At 73.3% G+C, this 15,353-nt stretch carries 16 protein-coding genes; 4 read left to right on the top strand and 12 right to left on the bottom strand.

The genetic code is table 11. The annotated features are described in order from the left end of the window. Nucleotides 1–122: 122 nt before the first annotated feature. The 4 genes from CNQ36_RS20125 to CNQ36_RS20110 all read right to left on the bottom strand — a co-directional run bounded on the left by CNQ36_RS20125 (nucleotide 123) and on the right by CNQ36_RS20110 (nucleotide 3,416). Nucleotides 123–911: an ABC transporter permease gene (locus tag CNQ36_RS20125; RefSeq protein ID WP_004927792.1), complete on the bottom strand. Its 789-nt coding sequence runs from the start codon at nucleotides 909–911 to the stop codon at nucleotides 123–125. Beyond that, nucleotides 908–1,903, bottom strand: coding sequence for an ATP-binding cassette domain-containing protein (locus CNQ36_RS20120; protein WP_410177124.1), 996 nt, complete (start codon nucleotides 1,901–1,903; stop codon nucleotides 908–910). Before CNQ36_RS20120 ends, CNQ36_RS20125 begins: the two co-directional genes overlap by 4 nt. Before the next feature lie 61 nt (nucleotides 1,904–1,964). Beyond that, complete coding sequence (locus CNQ36_RS20115; protein ID WP_121547025.1) at nucleotides 1,965–2,807, bottom strand: DUF4097 family beta strand repeat-containing protein; 843 nt, start codon at nucleotides 2,805–2,807, stop codon at nucleotides 1,965–1,967. Nucleotides 2,808–2,894: 87 nt separating this feature from the next. Further along, nucleotides 2,895–3,416 (bottom strand): toxin-antitoxin system HicB family antitoxin, encoded by a 522-nt coding sequence (locus CNQ36_RS20110; protein ID WP_040906434.1) that lies wholly within the window; start codon nucleotides 3,414–3,416, stop codon nucleotides 2,895–2,897. Between the two features lie 281 nt (nucleotides 3,417–3,697). Between CNQ36_RS20110 and CNQ36_RS20105 the strand changes: the two genes are divergently transcribed. Next, nucleotides 3,698–4,090, top strand: coding sequence for a DUF6153 family protein (locus tag CNQ36_RS20105; RefSeq protein WP_163013310.1), 393 nt, complete (start codon nucleotides 3,698–3,700; stop codon nucleotides 4,088–4,090). Between the two features lie 91 nt (nucleotides 4,091–4,181). Next, nucleotides 4,182–4,814, top strand: a complete 633-nt coding sequence (locus CNQ36_RS20100) for a DUF305 domain-containing protein (RefSeq protein WP_121547022.1) — start codon at nucleotides 4,182–4,184, stop codon at nucleotides 4,812–4,814. An 81-nt stretch (nucleotides 4,815–4,895) separates the two neighbouring features. On the opposite strand, the gene CNQ36_RS20095 is transcribed toward CNQ36_RS20100, so the two are convergent. The 7 genes from CNQ36_RS20095 to CNQ36_RS20065 all read right to left on the bottom strand — a co-directional run bounded on the left by CNQ36_RS20095 (nucleotide 4,896) and on the right by CNQ36_RS20065 (nucleotide 12,697). Further along, nucleotides 4,896–6,632, bottom strand: a complete 1,737-nt coding sequence (locus CNQ36_RS20095) for a sigma-70 family RNA polymerase sigma factor (RefSeq protein ID WP_121547021.1) — start codon at nucleotides 6,630–6,632, stop codon at nucleotides 4,896–4,898. 175 nt (nucleotides 6,633–6,807) lie between these two features. Continuing rightward, nucleotides 6,808–8,073 (bottom strand): ArgE/DapE family deacylase, encoded by a 1,266-nt coding sequence (locus CNQ36_RS20090; protein WP_121547019.1) that lies wholly within the window; start codon nucleotides 8,071–8,073, stop codon nucleotides 6,808–6,810. A gap of 138 nt (nucleotides 8,074–8,211) precedes the next feature. After that, nucleotides 8,212–9,642 (bottom strand): HAMP domain-containing sensor histidine kinase, encoded by a 1,431-nt coding sequence (locus CNQ36_RS20085; RefSeq protein ID WP_121547018.1) that lies wholly within the window; start codon nucleotides 9,640–9,642, stop codon nucleotides 8,212–8,214. After that, nucleotides 9,643–10,374, bottom strand: coding sequence for a response regulator transcription factor (locus tag CNQ36_RS20080; protein ID WP_121547017.1), 732 nt, complete (start codon nucleotides 10,372–10,374; stop codon nucleotides 9,643–9,645). A gap of 73 nt (nucleotides 10,375–10,447) precedes the next feature. Next, nucleotides 10,448–11,056 carry an FMN reductase gene (locus CNQ36_RS20075; protein WP_121547016.1) on the bottom strand — a complete coding sequence of 203 codons (609 nt, stop codon included), beginning with the start codon at nucleotides 11,054–11,056 and terminating at the stop codon, nucleotides 10,448–10,450. Next, a complete protein-coding gene (locus CNQ36_RS20070; protein ID WP_121547015.1) occupies nucleotides 11,053–12,147 on the bottom strand; it encodes an LLM class flavin-dependent oxidoreductase in 1,095 nt (364 codons plus the stop codon). The genes CNQ36_RS20075 and CNQ36_RS20070 overlap by 4 nt, the downstream gene beginning before the upstream one ends. A 64-nt stretch (nucleotides 12,148–12,211) precedes the next feature. After that, complete coding sequence (locus CNQ36_RS20065) at nucleotides 12,212–12,697, bottom strand: MarR family winged helix-turn-helix transcriptional regulator (RefSeq protein ID WP_040906443.1); 486 nt, start codon at nucleotides 12,695–12,697, stop codon at nucleotides 12,212–12,214. A gap of 105 nt (nucleotides 12,698–12,802) precedes the next feature. On the opposite strand from CNQ36_RS20065, the gene CNQ36_RS20060 reads away from it, so the two are divergent. Beyond that, on the top strand, nucleotides 12,803–13,138 hold the full coding sequence (locus CNQ36_RS20060; protein ID WP_121547014.1) for a YnfA family protein: 336 nt from the start codon (nucleotides 12,803–12,805) through the stop codon (nucleotides 13,136–13,138). Nucleotides 13,139–13,232: 94 nt separating this feature from the next. Continuing rightward, nucleotides 13,233–14,009 carry an SDR family NAD(P)-dependent oxidoreductase gene (locus CNQ36_RS20055; RefSeq protein ID WP_121547013.1) on the top strand — a complete coding sequence of 259 codons (777 nt, stop codon included), beginning with the start codon at nucleotides 13,233–13,235 and terminating at the stop codon, nucleotides 14,007–14,009. Between the two features lie 10 nt (nucleotides 14,010–14,019). Here the strand turns inward: CNQ36_RS20055 and CNQ36_RS20050 are convergent, their stop codons facing one another. Beyond that, entirely contained in the window at nucleotides 14,020–15,213 is a 1,194-nt protein-coding gene (locus tag CNQ36_RS20050) for an RtcB family protein (RefSeq protein WP_121547012.1), read from the bottom strand. Between the last annotated feature and the right edge of the window lie 140 nt (nucleotides 15,214–15,353).

The following is a 15,353-nucleotide window of genomic DNA, read 5'->3' as shown; positions in this document are numbered from 1 at the left end:
CGGCTCGGGACGGGGCTACGACCAGGAGGTCGTCGAGGCGCCTCGCGGCTTCGCACGCACGGCGGAAGGGCGGCGTACGCCGACGCGGGGTCGGGGTACGCCGCCCGGGAGGGGGCCTCCCGTTACTGCGGGTCGCGGTCGAAGCGGGACTTGGACCAGCGGTAGCCGAGTGCGGCCAGGCCCAGGGACCAGGCGACCGCGAGCCAGCCGTTGTGGCCGATGTCGGTGCCGAGCAGCAGGCCGCGCAGGGTCTCGATGGCCGGGGTGAAGGGCTGGTACTCGGCGACGGGCCGGAACCAGCCGGGCATCGTGTCGAGCGGGACGAAGGCGCTGGACAGGAGCGGCAGGAGGATCAGGGGCAGGGCGTTGTTGCTGGCGGCCTCGACGTTCGGGCTGATCAGGCCCATGCCGACGGCGATCCAGGTGAGTGCCGTGGCGAAGAGGACCAGCAGGGCGAGGGCGGCGAGCCATTCCAGGGCGGTGGCGTCGGTGGAGCGGAAGCCGAGGGCGACGCCGACGGCGCCGACCAGGACCACGCTGACGACCGCCTGGAGCACGCTGCCGACGACGTGCCCGATGAGCACGGAGCCGCGGTGGACGGCCATGGTGCGGAAGCGGGCGATGATGCCCTCGGTCATGTCGTTGGAGACGGAGACCGCGGTGCCGACCGTGGTGCTGCCGATGGTCATCAGCAGCACGCCGGGGACGAGGTAGGCGAGGTAGGCGGCGCGGTCGGGGCCGCCGCCGATGCCGGCGCTCATGGTGTCGCCGAAGACGTAGACGAAGAGCAGCAGCAGCATGACGGGGGTGAGGAGGAGGTTCAGGGTGAGCGACGGGTAGCGCCGGGCGTGCAGCAGGTTGCGGCGCAGCATGGTGACCGAGTCGCGTACGGCGAGGGGGAGCGAGGTCATCGGAGGGCCTCCTTCGGCCGGTCGGTGTCGTCGCCGGTGAGGGCGAAGAAGACGTCGTCGAGGTCGGGGGTGTGCACGGTCAGCTCGTCGGCCTCGACGCCGGCCGAGTCCAGCCGGTCGAGGACGGCGCGCAGCGCGCGCTGGCTGCCGTCGCTGGGGATCCGCAGGGTGAGGGCGTCGTCGTCCCGGGAGGCCCCGGGCACCGCCGAGGCGGCGCGGCGGTAGGCGGCCGGGGCGGTGAAGCGGAGGCGGACGTGGCCGCCGGGGACGATGCGCTTGAGCTCGTCGGCGGTGCCCTCGGCGGCGATCCCGCCGTCGTGGAGCACGGCGATGCGGTCGGCGAGCTCGTCTGCCTCCTCCAGGTACTGGGTGGTGAGGAGGACGGTGACGCCGCCGGTGACCAGTTCGCGGATGATCTGCCACATGGTGTGACGGGAGCGCGGGTCGAGGCCGGTGGTCGGCTCGTCGAGGAAGATGATCCGGGGGCCGCCGACCAGGGTCATGGCGATGTCGAGGCGGCGCTTCATGCCGCCGGAGTAGGTGGACGCGGGCTTCTTCGCGGCCTCCGCCAGGTCGAAGCGCTCCAGTAGTTCGGCCGTCACCCGCCGCCCCTCGCGCCGGGGCAGGTGGTGCAGGTCCGCCATCAGGAGCATGTTCTCCTCACCGGTGATCAGTCCGTCCACGGCGGAGAACTGCCCGGTGACCCCGATAGCGGCCCGGACCGACTGCGGGTCGGTGGCCAGGTCGTGGCCGGCGACCTGCACCTGTCCGCCGTCGGCGGCGATCAGGGTGGAGAGGATCTTCACGACGGTGGTCTTGCCGGCGCCGTTCGGGCCGAGGAGCGCGAACACGGACCCGGCCGGGATGCGCAGGTCGATGCCGTCGAGGACGGTCCTGTCGCCGTACGACTTGCGCAGACCGAGGGCGGAGACGGCGGCCGGCGAGGGGCGGCCGCCGTCCGGGGTGGACGTGGGCATGACAGACGAGGCCATGTGGCCCTCCGTTCGAAAGGCTGGGGCGGGTGGGAGGCGGACGGCGCCGGCGGCGTGGCGCTCAGACCTTGGCGCGGCGGATGTCGATGTTGCCGAACCGGGTGCGGGCGCGGACCTCGACGGTGTCCTCGGTCCGCTCGGGGGCCCCGGAGGCGGTGAGCGCGTTGCGCACCTGGCCGTGGCCCGAGCTGACGTCGAGCCAGGCGGCGGTGCCCTGGCGGACGCCGATGTCGATGGCGCCGTAGTTGGTCTCCAGCTGCACGGCTCCGCGGACCACCTCGTCCACCCGCAGGGCGCCGTTGGCGAGGGTGGCGGTGACCGAGTCCTCGGCGCGCCGGATCTCGATGTCACCGTTGGCGCCGCGCACGCTCAGCTCGCCCATCGCGGTGCCGACGGCCGTGGTGCCGTGCGAGTTCTTCAGGACGGCGGGGCCGTCGACGAAGCCGACGCGCAGGCTGCCGGTGCTGCTGGTGATCTCGGCCGGGCCCTCGACCCGGTCCACGGCGATCGAGCCGTGCGCCGCGGTCAGCTTCAGCGGGCCGGTGGTGTCGAGGCGGACGTCGCCGGCCGAGATCTTGACGCGGACCTCGCCGAGCCGGCCCTCGCCGAGCAGGTTGGCTCCGGTGCCGGTCACGTCGATGTCCGAGCCGGTGGGCAGCTCGACCGTGATGTCGACGGTGCCACCGCGGCCGAGCAGGTTGGCCTTGGGCGTCCGGACGGTCAGCGCGCCGTTCACGCAGGTGACCTCGGTCTGCTCGGTCGCCCGCACGTCCAGGTCCTTCTTCGGGTCGCGGGGGCGCAGCTCGACGACGGTGTCGGGGCGGTCGCTCGCGGTGAACTGGAGGGAACCGGAGTACACGTGCGCGGTGACCGAGATCGCTTCGGGGGTGTCGAAAGAAGGCATGGCTGTCCCGTCCTCTTGGGTCTGTGGAGCGTCCTGGCTGGTGGGACGCGGTGTGGGTGGAAGTGGGTCGGGCGCGAGTGGGGGCGGCTAACGCACCCAGCCCGTGAAGCTCTGTCCTACGGCGCGGCTCTTCTCGGTCGTGCGCGGCCGGCCACCGCCGCCGTCGACCGCGGCCGACACGGCCCGCACCAGCCACGCGTTGACGGAGAGGCCCTCGCTGTTCGCGGCCTCCTCGGCGCGCGCCTTGAGGTGGGCCGGCAGACGCAGGTTGACGCGGGCGGTGCCGCCCTCGTCGGTGTCGGCCGGGACCGGGGTCCTGAACGATTCGGCGGGTGCGGCCGGTTCCGCGGGGGCGCCGCCGTCGGTGGGCGGCGGCGTCACCACGAAGTCGGGGTCGAGCCCGCGCAGCCGTACGTCGACCGAGCCGGGGGCGAGTTCACGGGTGATCTCGTCCATCGCGGCGGAGAGCACGTTGAGCATGGTCAGCCGGGCCGCCGACTCCAGCGGAGCGGTGAGCCTCTCGGCCAGCTCACGGGCTTCGCCGCCTCCGGCTTCGGCGGCCACCGCGAGTTCGCGGCGGAGGGTGTCGACATACGGGGTGAGGTCCATGACGTCATCATGGCACCACCATGGCACCACACACAAGCCCTTATGGCACCCCTCATGGCACCGATGAGCGTCAGGCTCTCCTGACCTGCGAATACGCGAGGAAAACCGCGTGACACCGGCTGGCATCATGCTTACCCGACCCCTCCGTACGGTGCCCGATTGACACCACGTGGCACCACATGACGCCATGCGGTGCCCGACTGGCGCCACTCGCGCTCCGCGAACAGCCCGCCACGGCCCCGCCACGCCCCGCGCCGCCGGGCTCTCCGTACGATGAGGGCGTGACCCGCAGCAGCCGATCATGCAGCCGCCCCGCCCGGCGGCCGCTCGTGCTGCTGGTGATGGCGGTGCTGGCCGGTGTGCTGGGCATGCACGGCCTGGCCCCGGGAGCGGTGCCGGCGGCCCACGCGGGCGCCGGCCACGCGAGGACGGCGGCCGCGCCGCACGGCACGCCTCACGCGGACGGAGCATGCGCGCACCCGGACGGCGGATCGGGTCACCTCGCGCACGCCGACGCGACGTGCGCGGCGGCCGGTACGGCGACGACGTACACCCCGCCGGCCGCGCTACCCGACGCCCCGGCGGACTCCTTCCCCGCCGCGGCGGGGACCCGGACGGACCGGGACGGGCGCGCGCCGCCCGATCTCTCCGAGCTGCAACTCCTGCGGATATAGGCGGCCCGCACGGCGCTCCGCCGTGCCTTCGCACGCCTGTGTCCGTTCCACTGCGCGCCGCGACCGGCGCGCGCGAAGGAGTAGCACCACCATGATCCGCAAGCGTTCACTCGTCCGCCATACCGCCGCCGTCGCCACCGCGGGGGCCGCGCTGTTCCTCCTGGCCGCCTGTGGCGGCGACGGGAGCGGCACCGCCGGACACGGCGGCCACAGCGCCGCCTCCGCCACCCCGTCGGCGTCGGCGTCCGCGTCCCGGGGGAAGCACAACCCGGCCGACGTGGCCTTCGCGAAGGGGATGATCCCGCACCACCGTCAGGCCGTCGAGATGGCGGACCTCGCACCCGGGCGGGCCGGTTCGGCCGAGGTGCGGAAGCTCGCCGCCGACATCGAGAAGGCCCAGGCCCCGGAGATCAGGGCGCTGTCCGGCTGGCTGACCTCGTGGGGTGAGGAGGTGCCCGCCGCGGGCGCCATGGACCACTCCGCGCACGGCATGGGCGGGATGATGACGGACGAGGAGATGTCCGGGCTCGGGGACGCCTCGGGCAGGGCGTTCGACACCGCGTTCCTGGAGCTGATGATCAAGCACCACGAGGGCGCGGTCGAGATGGCCCGGACGGAGCGGGCCGACGGCTCCTACGGGCCGGCCACGAAGATGGCCGGGGAGATCATCGCCTCGCAGAGCGCGGAGATCGAGCGGATGAGGAAGCTGCTCGGCGAGGACTGACCACGGCACACCGGGGGCGGGTCCCGTGACGGCCCGCCCTCACCGTCCGCCGTCCGCCCCCGAAGGAGGCGCGCGGGTGTCTCAGTAGCCGAAGACCTGGGTCCAGGTCCAGTCGCTTTCGGTCACGCCGACGCCGAGGGACGTCAGTGAGCAGTTGAGTATGTTCGCGCGGTGGCCCGCGGAGTTCATCCAGGCGTCCATGACGCTCGCGGCGGAGCTCTGGCCCCGGGCGATGTTCTCGGCGCCGGGGCTCGGGTGGCCCTGGGCCTTGGCCCGGTCCACGAAGCTGCTGCCGTTCTGGCCGGTGTGGGAGAAGTAGTCGTTGGCGGACATGTCCTCGCTGTGCAGCTGGGCCGCCCTGGCCAGCCGGTCGTCGGACTTCACGGGGCCGCAGCCCGCCTTCGCCCGCTCCGTGTTGGTGAGGCTCAGGACGTCGGCGGCGGGCCCCGCGGCCGCGGGTGCGGACGGCTGCGCCGGCGGCTTCGCGGGCGCCGAGGCGGGCGCCGACGTGGGCGCGGGGGCGGACTTCGCCTCGGAGCTGTCCGGGCGGGGCGTGGCCGAGGGCTTCGGCTTGCGGGACGCACTCGCCGACGGGGAGGACGAGGGAGAAGGGGTGGCGGAGGAGGCCGTGGCGGACGGAGCGGAGGCCTCGGCCGTGGGAGACAGGGCGGACCGCGACGCGCTTTCCGACGCCGCCCGCACGGTGTCCCCGTCGCCGTCCGGTATCAGGAGGGCGATCCCGGACACCGTGCCCCCGGCGACCAGCAGCGCCGCCGCCACGGCCGCGACGTTCCTGCGCCGCCGCCTGCGCGCGCGGAGGTGCGTACGGTGGCCCAGCACCGTGGCCGGTTCGGGGACCGCCGGTCCGGAGGGTCCCGAGTCGCTTCGCTGGGCGGAGCCCGATGTGCTCCCGGGCCCCACCGGCTCCCCGGAGCCCACCCACGGGTCGCCCGCGCCTGCGGGTCCCGTCGCGTCCCAGACGGCCGACACCGGTGCCGCGTCCGCCGTGCCCGCGCCGAAGACGGTGAACAGGGCGGACGCCGCGAGCAGGCTCGCGCCGACCGGGACCAGGCCCAGGCCCACCAGCAGGCCCTCCGCCGGCACCAGGCCCGACTGGAAGCCCGAGCAGACCGTGCAGTCCCGGGCGTGCCGGGCGATGCGCTTGCGCCAGAGGGCCGAGGGGACGGCGTCCCAGGACGCGACCACGTCGTCCAGCAGCACGCACCGCGGCCGCGCGGACAGCGCCCGCACCACCAGCCGGGCCGTCTCCAGCTGCGCCTTCATCCGCTGCACCCGCACCGCCGTGTGCTGCGGCGACAGCTCCAGCGCCGCCGCCACCTCCGCCCGCGTCAGCTCGCCCGCCGCCTCCAGCCACCACAGCGACAGCAGCGCCTGGTCGTCGGGGTCCAGCCAGCGGGTGGCCGCGGCGGCCTCGCGCCGCTGGCCCTCCAGGCCGAGCCGCACGATCGTCAGGTCCACGAAGTCGGCTCCGGGGTCGGCGACTTCGTACGCGTCGTGCAGGGCCGTGCCCGCCGGGGCCGTACGGTGGGCGCGCCAGTGGTGGCGGAGCTGGTTCATGGTGATGGCGACCAGCCAGGGCCGGAAGCCGTCGGGGTCCCTCAGCGAGCCCAGCGCGGCGAGCGCGCGGAGCATGCTCTCCTGCACCACGTCGTCGACGTCGGGGTGCCCGTTCAGGGCCCGGCCCACGATGTTGTACACCAACGGGAGGTAGGCGGCGACGAGTTCGTCCTGGGCCCTCGTGTCGCCACGCTGTGCCGCCTCGACCGTCTCCCTGCCGGGTCCGCTGCTCGCTGCCACGCTCGTCCACGCTCCTTCTCGGTCCTGGACCGTACTGTCCTGGCCCTGTCACTGAAGGAGAGCCACCGCCCCGGGCCGGATAACGGAAAACGGAGAACGGCAGCCGGAGACCCGAAGCCGGACGGGGAGGAGTGCGGGGGACCGGCCGGGCCACTCCCCCGCGTCGCGGACGCCGTTACTTGGTGCCGACGGTCCGCAGCACCGTCAGGACCAGCGTCCGGGCCGCCGCCACCGTCTCGCGCAGGGAGACGTGTTCGCGGTCGCTGTGGGCCACCGCGATGTCCCCCGGCCCGAATTGGAGCGTGGGGATGCCGGCGGCGGCGTACAGCCGCAGGTCACTGCCGTACGTCGCGCCGCGCTGCCTCGGCCGCGGGCCTGCCGTCGCGTCGGCGTGCGCGGCCCCGACGGCGTCCGCCAGGGCGTGCCCCTCGGGCAGCCGGCCGCTCGCGAACAGACCGCCCGGCCAGCTCACCGTGGCCGGATGGTCGCGCAGCCAGGGGTCCGCGGCGCACGCCCGTGCCACGCACCGCTCGAACTCGGCGCGGGCGTCCGCCGGTTCCTCGCCGAGACGGACGCCGAGCCGGCCCTCGGCGATCAGCAGGTCGGGCACGCTGCTCGCCCAGTCCCCGGCGCGCACGGTGCCCACCGACAGGGCGTACGGCAGGGAGTACTCGGCGAGCAGCGGGTCCGGGTCGCGGTTGCGCTCGGTCTCCAGCACCGCCAGCGCCCGGTGCAGGGGCAGATAGGCGTCGACGGCGCTGACCCCCTGCTCCCGCGCACTGCCGTGCGCCGCCCTGCCGGGCACGGTGACGCGGAACGTCAGGGCGCCCGCGTTGGCGGTGATCAGGGTGCCGTCGGTGGGTTCGGCGATGACGCAGGCGTCGCCCCGGTGGCCGCGCCGCAGGGTGCCGAAGGCGCCCACGCCACCGTCCTCCTCGCCCACCACGAAGTGCGCGGCGACCCGGCCGCGCAGCCGTATCCCGGCCGTCCGTATCGCGGCCAGCGCGGCGAGGTGGGCCGCTATCCCGGCCTTCATGTCACAGGCGCCGCGCCCGTGCACGAGGTCCCCGGTCACCCGGGGCACGAACGGGTCGCCGTCCCACGCGTCGAGGTCGCCCGGCGGTACGACGTCCACATGGCCCTGGAGTATCAGGGTCGGCCCGTCACCGCCGTCGGAGGTCGTCCCGACCAGCCCCCAGGCCTCCTCGCGGGGCGCCTCCGTGCCGGGGAAGTCCGGGTCGGCGCGCAGCTCCTGCAGATCCATCGACCACAGGTCGACGTCCATGCCGAGCCACTCCAGCCGCCCGGCCAGCTGGTGCTGGAGCTCCGACTCGGCGGCGCTCCCGGTGACGCTCGGCACCGAGATCAGCTCCATCAGCGTCCGCCCCAGCGCCACCTCGTCGACCGCCGCCAGCGCGGCGGTCTCCTCGTCGGTCAGCACGTTGCCCTCCCCTTCTCCGGGGGACGGGCACACCACCGCGCCCCCGCACGCATACCTGCACAGCCAACACCTCCCCTACTCCTCCCTCAACGGCCAGTGAGCGGCATCACTGCGGGGGCGCCGCGCGAACGCCCCCGCTCACCCACCGCCCCCCGCCCCGCCGGCTCCGCCCCCCACCGTGAACCCGGTCACCGTCCCGCCGCCCTCCCGCCGGAAGGCGTACGGCGCTCCCCCGTGGGCGAGCGCCACCTCCCGCACGATGGAAAGCCCGAGCCCCGACCCCGGCAGGGAACGCGCGTCCGCGGCGCGGTAGAAGCGGTCGAAGACGCGGATCAGGTCGTCGTCGGCGATCCCCGGCCCCCGGTCCCGCACCTCCACCCGCACCGTGCCCGCCCGCGCCGGCCCCGCGACGTGGATCTCCACGGCGGCACGGCCGTCCCGGTCGAACTTGACCGCGTTCTCCACGAGGTTGGACAGCGCCCGGGTGAGCATCCCGGGCCGCCCGTCGCTGGTGGTGTCGCCGCTCACGCTCACCACGATGTCCCGTCCGGTGCGCCGCCGGGCCAGCGCCGCCACCTCCTCGGCGATGTCCGCGAGGTCGACCCGCCGCGGCGGCTCGGTGTCGGACTGCCCGGCCGCGAGTTCGACGAGTTCGTTGACGAGGTCGGTCAGTTCGCGGGCCTCCTGGGTGAGGTCGGCGACGAGTTCCTCCCGGGTGCCGGGCGGCAGTTCGTCGATGCGGCGCAGCAGGGAGATGTTGGTGCGCAGCGAGGTGAGCGGCGTGCGCAGCTCGTGTCCGGCGTCCTGGACCAGCCGGCGCTGGTCCTCCTCGGACTGGGCGAGCCGGCCCAGCATCCGGTCGAAGGCGCGGCCGAGGCGCCCCACCTCGTCGTAGCCGGCGACGGGCACCTGGATGCCGAGCCGGCGGGTGCGGGCGACGGCCTCGGCGGTGCGGGTGAGGACGACGAGGCGGCGGGTGATGCGCCGGGCCAGCCACCAGCCGAACAGGCCGGCGCCGACCACCACCGCCGCCATCAGGATCAGCGTGCGCCGCTGGAGCGCCCGCAGCAGGTCCTCGGTGTCGCTGAACTCCTGCGCGACCTGCACCGCGCCCCGGCTGCCGCCGAGCGCGACGGTCGCGACCCGGTACACGTCATCGCCGACGTCGACGTCCGCGTGCACCACCACCCGTCCGGCCGTGGTGGCGCCGGCGATCCCGCGGTCGGAGTCGACCACCGGCAGCCCGGGGTTGCCGGGGTCGACGATCCGGCCGTCCGGCCCGAGCACCTGGACGTCGGTCCGGGCGGGCCGCACCAGGTCGTGGCCGGGCGCGGCGGAGGAGAAGTCGTGGGGCGACATCCGGTTCTGCCGGACCTCGTCCCGCAGGTCCTGCACGACCTCGTCGAACACGGACTGCTGGTCCACCCGCACCAGCCGGGCGGCCGCGCTGTACGACAGGATGCCGACCAGCACGGTGATGGTGGCCGTCACCGCGGCGAACGCCACCGCGAAGGTGGTCCCCAGCGACAGCAGCCGCAGCCTGCGCCGCGGGACGGGGCCCTGGGACACTCAGCCCTCCCGCAGCACGTAACCCACTCCGCGCACGGTGTGGATCAGCTGCGGCGCGCCGGGGTCGTCGAGCTTGCGGCGCAGATAGCCGACGTAGACGGCGAGGTTCTTGGAGCCGGGGCCGAAGTCGTAGCCCCAGATGCGGTCGTAGATGGTGGAGTGGTCGAGGACGACGCCCGCGTTGCGGATCAGCAGCTCCAGCAGTTCGAACTCGGTGCGGGTCAGCTCCAGCTCCCGCCGGCCGCGCCAGGCCCGGCGGGCCTGCGGGTCCATGCGCAGTCCGGCCGCCTCCACGAACCGCCCGGAGGTGTCCGGCTTCGGCTCCTCGGCGGGCTCCCTGACGGGCTCGGGAACCGGTGTCACCGGCGCCGCCCGGCGCAGCAGCGCGCGCAGCCGGGCGAAGACCTCCTCGACGTCGAAGGGCTTGACGACGTAGTCGTCGGCGCCCGCGTCCAGTCCGGCGATCCGGTCGGCGGTCTCCACCAGCGCCGTCAGCATCAGCACCGGGGTGCTGTCGCCCTCGGCGCGCAGCACCCGGCAGACCTGGAGCCCGTCGATGCCGGGCATCATCACGTCCAGCACCAGCACGTCGGGCCGGCTGCGGTGGGCCTGCGCGAGGGCCTCGACACCGTCGGCGACGGCCGTGACCCGGTAGCCCTCCAGGGTCAGGGCGCGCTCCAGGGCGTTGCGGATGGCGCGGTCGTCTTCGGCGAGCAGAACGGTGTGCGGCACGCCCCCAGTCTGCCAACCGCCGCGGCGCCCCGGCTCCGGCGGACGGTGCCGGGGCGCGCTTCTTACTCCGCTCTCACCCGGTGGGCCGCAGCGCGGCGAGCCGCTCCTCGAAGGGGGTGACCTCTTCGAAGGAGTCCCGTGTGGGACGCGGACGGGCGGCGGACAGTCCCGCCGTCAGCGCCGCCAGCTCGCCGGCCGCGCGCTCGACGCGCCCGTCCAGCCCCTCGGCGCCCCAGTCCTCCGAGGCGGCGTAGACGCCGGTGGGGACGACGACGGCCTTGAGGTAGGAGAAGAGCGGCCGCAGCGCGTGGTCCAGCACCAGCGAGTGCCGGGCCGTGCCGCCGGTCGCCGCGATCAGCACCGGCTTGCCGGCGAGGGCCTCGGGGTCGCTCACGCTCAGCGTGTCGAAGAACGACTTGAACAGCCCGCTGTACGACGCCGAGAACACCGGGGTGACCACGATCAGCCCGTCGGCGGCGGTCACCGCGTCGAAGGCGTCGGCGAGCGCCCGCCCCGGGAAGCCGTTGGTGAAGTTGTGCGCGATCTCCACGGCGAGGTCCCGCAGCTCGACCACCTGGACGTCCGCCGGGGTCTGCGCCGCGGTCGCGGCGGCCAGGCGGTCGCCGAGCAGCCGCGTGGACGACGGGACGCTCAGTCCCGCCGAGACGACGACGAGCCTCATGCCCGCGCTCCTTCCTTGTCCTTCGCCCCCGCCAGCAGCGAGCCGTGGGTGGGCGCGTCCGGCACGTTCGCCGGGCGGTCCTTGGCGAACTCCTCGCGCAGCACCGGGACGACCTCCTCGCCGAGCAGGTCGAGCTGCTCGAGGACGGTCTTCAGCGGCAGTCCGGCGTGGTCCATCAGGAACAGCTGGCGCTGGTAGTCACCGGCGTACTCGCGGAACGACAGCGTCTTCTCGATGACCTGCTGCGGGGAGCCCACGGTCAGCGGGGTCTGCCGGGTGAACTCCTCCAGCGAGGGCCCGTGCCCGTAGACCGGCGCGACGTCGAAGTACGGGCGGAACTCGCGTACCGCGTCCTGCGAGTTCTTCCGCATGAACACCTGGCCGCCGAGCCCGACGATCGCCTGCTCGGGGGTGCCGTGGCCGTAGTGGGCGTAGCGGTTGCGGTACAGCTCGATCATGCGCTTGGTGTGGTCGGCCGGCCAGAAGATGTTGTTGTGGAAGAAGCCGTCGCCGTAGTACGCCGCCTGCTCGGCGATCTCCGGCGAGCGGATGGAGCCGTGCCAGACGAACGGCGGCACGCCGTCCAGCGGGCGGGGCGTGGAGGTGAAGCCCTGCAGCGGGGTGCGGAACTTGCCCTCCCAGTCGACGACGTCCTCGCGCCACAGCCGGTGGAGCAGGGCGTAGTTCTCTATCGCCAGGTTGATGCCCTGGCGGATGTCCTTGCCGAACCAGGGATAGACCGGGCCGGTGTTCCCGCGGCCCATCATCAGGTCCATCCGGCCGTCGGCCAGGTGCTGGAGCATCGCGAAGTCCTCGGCGATCTTCACCGGGTCGTTGGTGGTGATCAGCGTCGTCGAGGTGGAGAGGACCAGCCGCTCGGTGCGGGCCGCGATGTAGCCGAGCATGGTGGTCGGCGAGGACGGCACGAACGGCGGGTTGTGGTGCTCGCCGGTCGCGAAGACGTCGAGGCCCACCTCCTCGGCCTTCAGCGCGATGGCGACCATGGCCTTGATCCGCTCGCGCTCGGTCGGCGTACGCCCCGTCGTCGGGTCGGGCGTGACATCCCCGACGCTGAAGATCCCGAACTGCATGACCGCTCACCCTCCAGGTTGTTTACGGTTCAACTATACCCCTGGAACGGCGGACCGGCCCCGGCTATTCCGTCCGCTCGACGGCGCCCGCCCGCAGCCGCGCGGCCTGCTCCACACCGAACTCCGTCGTACGCCGCATGTGGTCGATGAACAGGGCGAGCTGCGCGTCGTCGAGATCCTCGAAGAACGCGACCCAGCCGCCACCGAGCCGCTCCCACACCCGCCCGAACTCGGCGGCCTTCGCCGGCACCACCGTCACCAGCACCAGCCGCCGGTCCGCGGCGTCCCGCTTCCTGACCACGTACCCCGCCCGCTCCAGCCGGTCCACCAGCCGCGTCGCCGACCCCGTCGTCAGACCGGTCAGCTGCCCGATCCGGGTGGTGGTCACCGGGCCGCCCTCCAGCGTCAGCAGGTTCAGGCACTGCACATCGGTGGGGTGCAGGCCCATGTGGTCGGCCAGCGCCTGGCCGAACAGGGCGTACGCGGCCATGTAGCGCCGGGACACCACGGCCAGCTCGGCCAGCAGCCCCGGCCGCGCGTCCTCGGGCATGTGCGACTCCTCTCCGCTCCTGCCACATCTGCGGATGTATCCCACGCCCCCGGGCCCTGGCAGGCGCCGTCCATCAGGTGACGTCCGGCGTGCGAAGCTGCGCCCATGCCGATCCTCCGCTCCGCCGCCCTGTTCGTCCTCGCCGCCGTGCTGGAGATCGGCGGCGCCTGGCTGGTCTGGCAGGGCGTACGCGAACACCGCGGCTGGATGTGGGCGGCCGGCGGCGTCCTCGCCCTCGGCGCCTACGGCTTCGTCGCCACCTTCCAGCCCGACGCCCACTTCGGCCGCGTGCTCGCCGCGTACGGCGGGATCTTCGTCGCCGGCTCGATCCTCTGGGGCGTCGTCGCCGACGGCTACCGCCCGGACCGCTGGGACATCTCCGGCGCGCTGGTCTGCCTCGCCGGAATGGCCCTGATCATGTGGGCCCCGCGCAACGGCTGACGCCCCCGCCGCCACCCGGCGGCGCCCGCCTATGCTGGCCGCGCAGGGTACCCGCCAGGAAGCAACACGAAGCAGAACGTCCGAGGAGCAGCCCATGGCCACCGCCGTACCGCCCGCCGCGTCCCGTATCGCCGTCGTCACGGGTGCGAGCAGCGGAATCGGCGCCGCCACCGCCCGCCGGCTCGCCGAGGCCGGCTACCGGGTCGTCCTCACCGCCCGCCGCAAGGACCGCATCGAGGCGCTCGCCGAGGAGATCACCACGGCCGGCCACCAGGCCACCGCCTACCCCCTCGACGTCACCGACCGCGCCGCCGTCGACGAGTTCGCCACCGCCTTCAAGACCGTCGGCGTCCTCGTCAACAACGCCGGCGGCGCGCTCGGCGCCGACCCGGTCGCCACCGGCGACCCGGACCAGTGGCGCACCATGTACGAGACCAACGTCCTCGGCACCCTCCACCTCACCCAGGCCCTGCTCCCCAAGCTGGACGCGAGCGGCGACGGCACCGTCGTGATCGTCTCCTCCACCGCGGGCCACGCCACCTACGAGGGCGGCGCGGGCTACGTCGCGGCCAAGCACGGCGCCCACGTCCTCGCCGAGACGCTGCGCCTGGAGATCGTCGGCCGCCCGGTGCGCGTCATCGAGATCGCGCCCGGCATGGTCAGGACCGAGGAGTTCGCCCTCACCCGCTTCGGCGGCGACACGGCCAAGGCCGAGAAGGTCTACCAGGGCGTGCCGGACCCCCTCACCGCCGACGACGTCGCCGACACCATCACCTGGGCGGTCACCCGCCCGCCCCACGTCAACATCGACCTCCTGATCGTCCGCCCCCGCGCCCAGGCCTCCAACACGAAGGTCTACCGCGAGGCGTGACGCCGGGGCGCTAGCCCTTGACGCAGACGACCTGCTTCAGCTTGGCGACGACCTCGACGAGGTCCCGCTGCTGGTCGATGACCTGCTCGATCGGCTTGTACGCGCTCGGGATCTCGTCCACGACGCCGGAGTCCTTGCGGCACTCCACGCCCCGCGTCTGCTCCTCCAGGTCCTTCGTCGAGAAGCGCCGCTTCGCCGCGTTGCGGCTCATCCGCCGACCGGCGCCGTGCGACGCCGAGTTGAAGGACTTGGTGTTCCCGAGGCCCTTGACGATGTACGAACCCGTGCCCATGGACCCCGGGATGATCCCGTACTCGCCGGAGCCCGCGCGGATCGCGCCCTTGCGGGTCACGAGCAGGTCCACGCCCTCGTAGCGCTCCTCGGCCACGTAGTTGTGGTGCGCGCTGATCTCCTGCTCGAAGAGCGGCTTGGCCTTCTTGAACTCCTTGCGGACCACGTCCTTCAGAAGTGCCATCATGATCGAGCGGTTGTACTTCGCGTACTCCTGCGCCCAGAACAGGTCGTTGCGGTACGCCGCCATCTGCGGGGTGTCCGCGACGAAGACGGCGAGGTCGCGGTCGACCAGGCCCTGGTTGTGCGGGAGCTTCTGGGCGATGCCGATGTGGTGCTCGGCGAGCTCCTTGCCGATGTTCCGGGAACCGGAGTGCAGCATAAGCCAGACAGAATCGGTCGAATCCACACACACTTCGACAAAATGGTTGCCGGATCCGAGTGTTCCCATCTGCTTCGTGGCGCGTTCCTCGCGGAACTTGACCGCGTCCGCCACCCCGCCGAAGCGCTCCCAGAAGCCGTCCCAGCCGCCGGTCGCGAAGGCGTGGAAGCGGAACGGGTCGACCGGGTCGTCGTGCATGCCCCGGCCCACCGGGATCGCCTGCTCGATCTTCGACCGGAGCCGGAACAGGTCACCGGGGAGGTCGTTCGCCGTCAGGGACGTCCGCACCGCGGACATCCCGCAGCCGATGTCGACGCCCACCGCCGCCGGGCACACGGCGCCCCGCATCGCGATGACCGAGCCGACCGTCGCCCCCTTGCCGTAGTGCACGTCCGGCATCACGGCCAGGCCCTTGATCCACGGCAGGGTCGCCACGTTCCGCAGCTGCTGGAGCGCGCCCTCCTCCACCGTCGCCGGGTCCGTCCACATCCGGATCGGCACCTTGGCACCCGGCAGTTCCACGTACGACACAACGCCCCCATTCCCCCGAAAGACAGCAGAAGTCACGAATCGCAAAACCGGCGCCAAGGTCGACGAAAAGGGATGACGGACCGGCGTCCACGGCAGTGCGTGCGATACACATTGTCTGCTGGAGCCGCCCCCGTGCGGCA

Origin of the sequence: Streptomyces fungicidicus, assembly GCF_003665435.1 — a bacterium.
Classification (GTDB): Bacteria; Actinomycetota; Actinomycetes; order Streptomycetales; family Streptomycetaceae; genus Streptomyces; species Streptomyces fungicidicus.
This window is presented reverse-complemented; position numbering and strand designations above follow the sequence as displayed.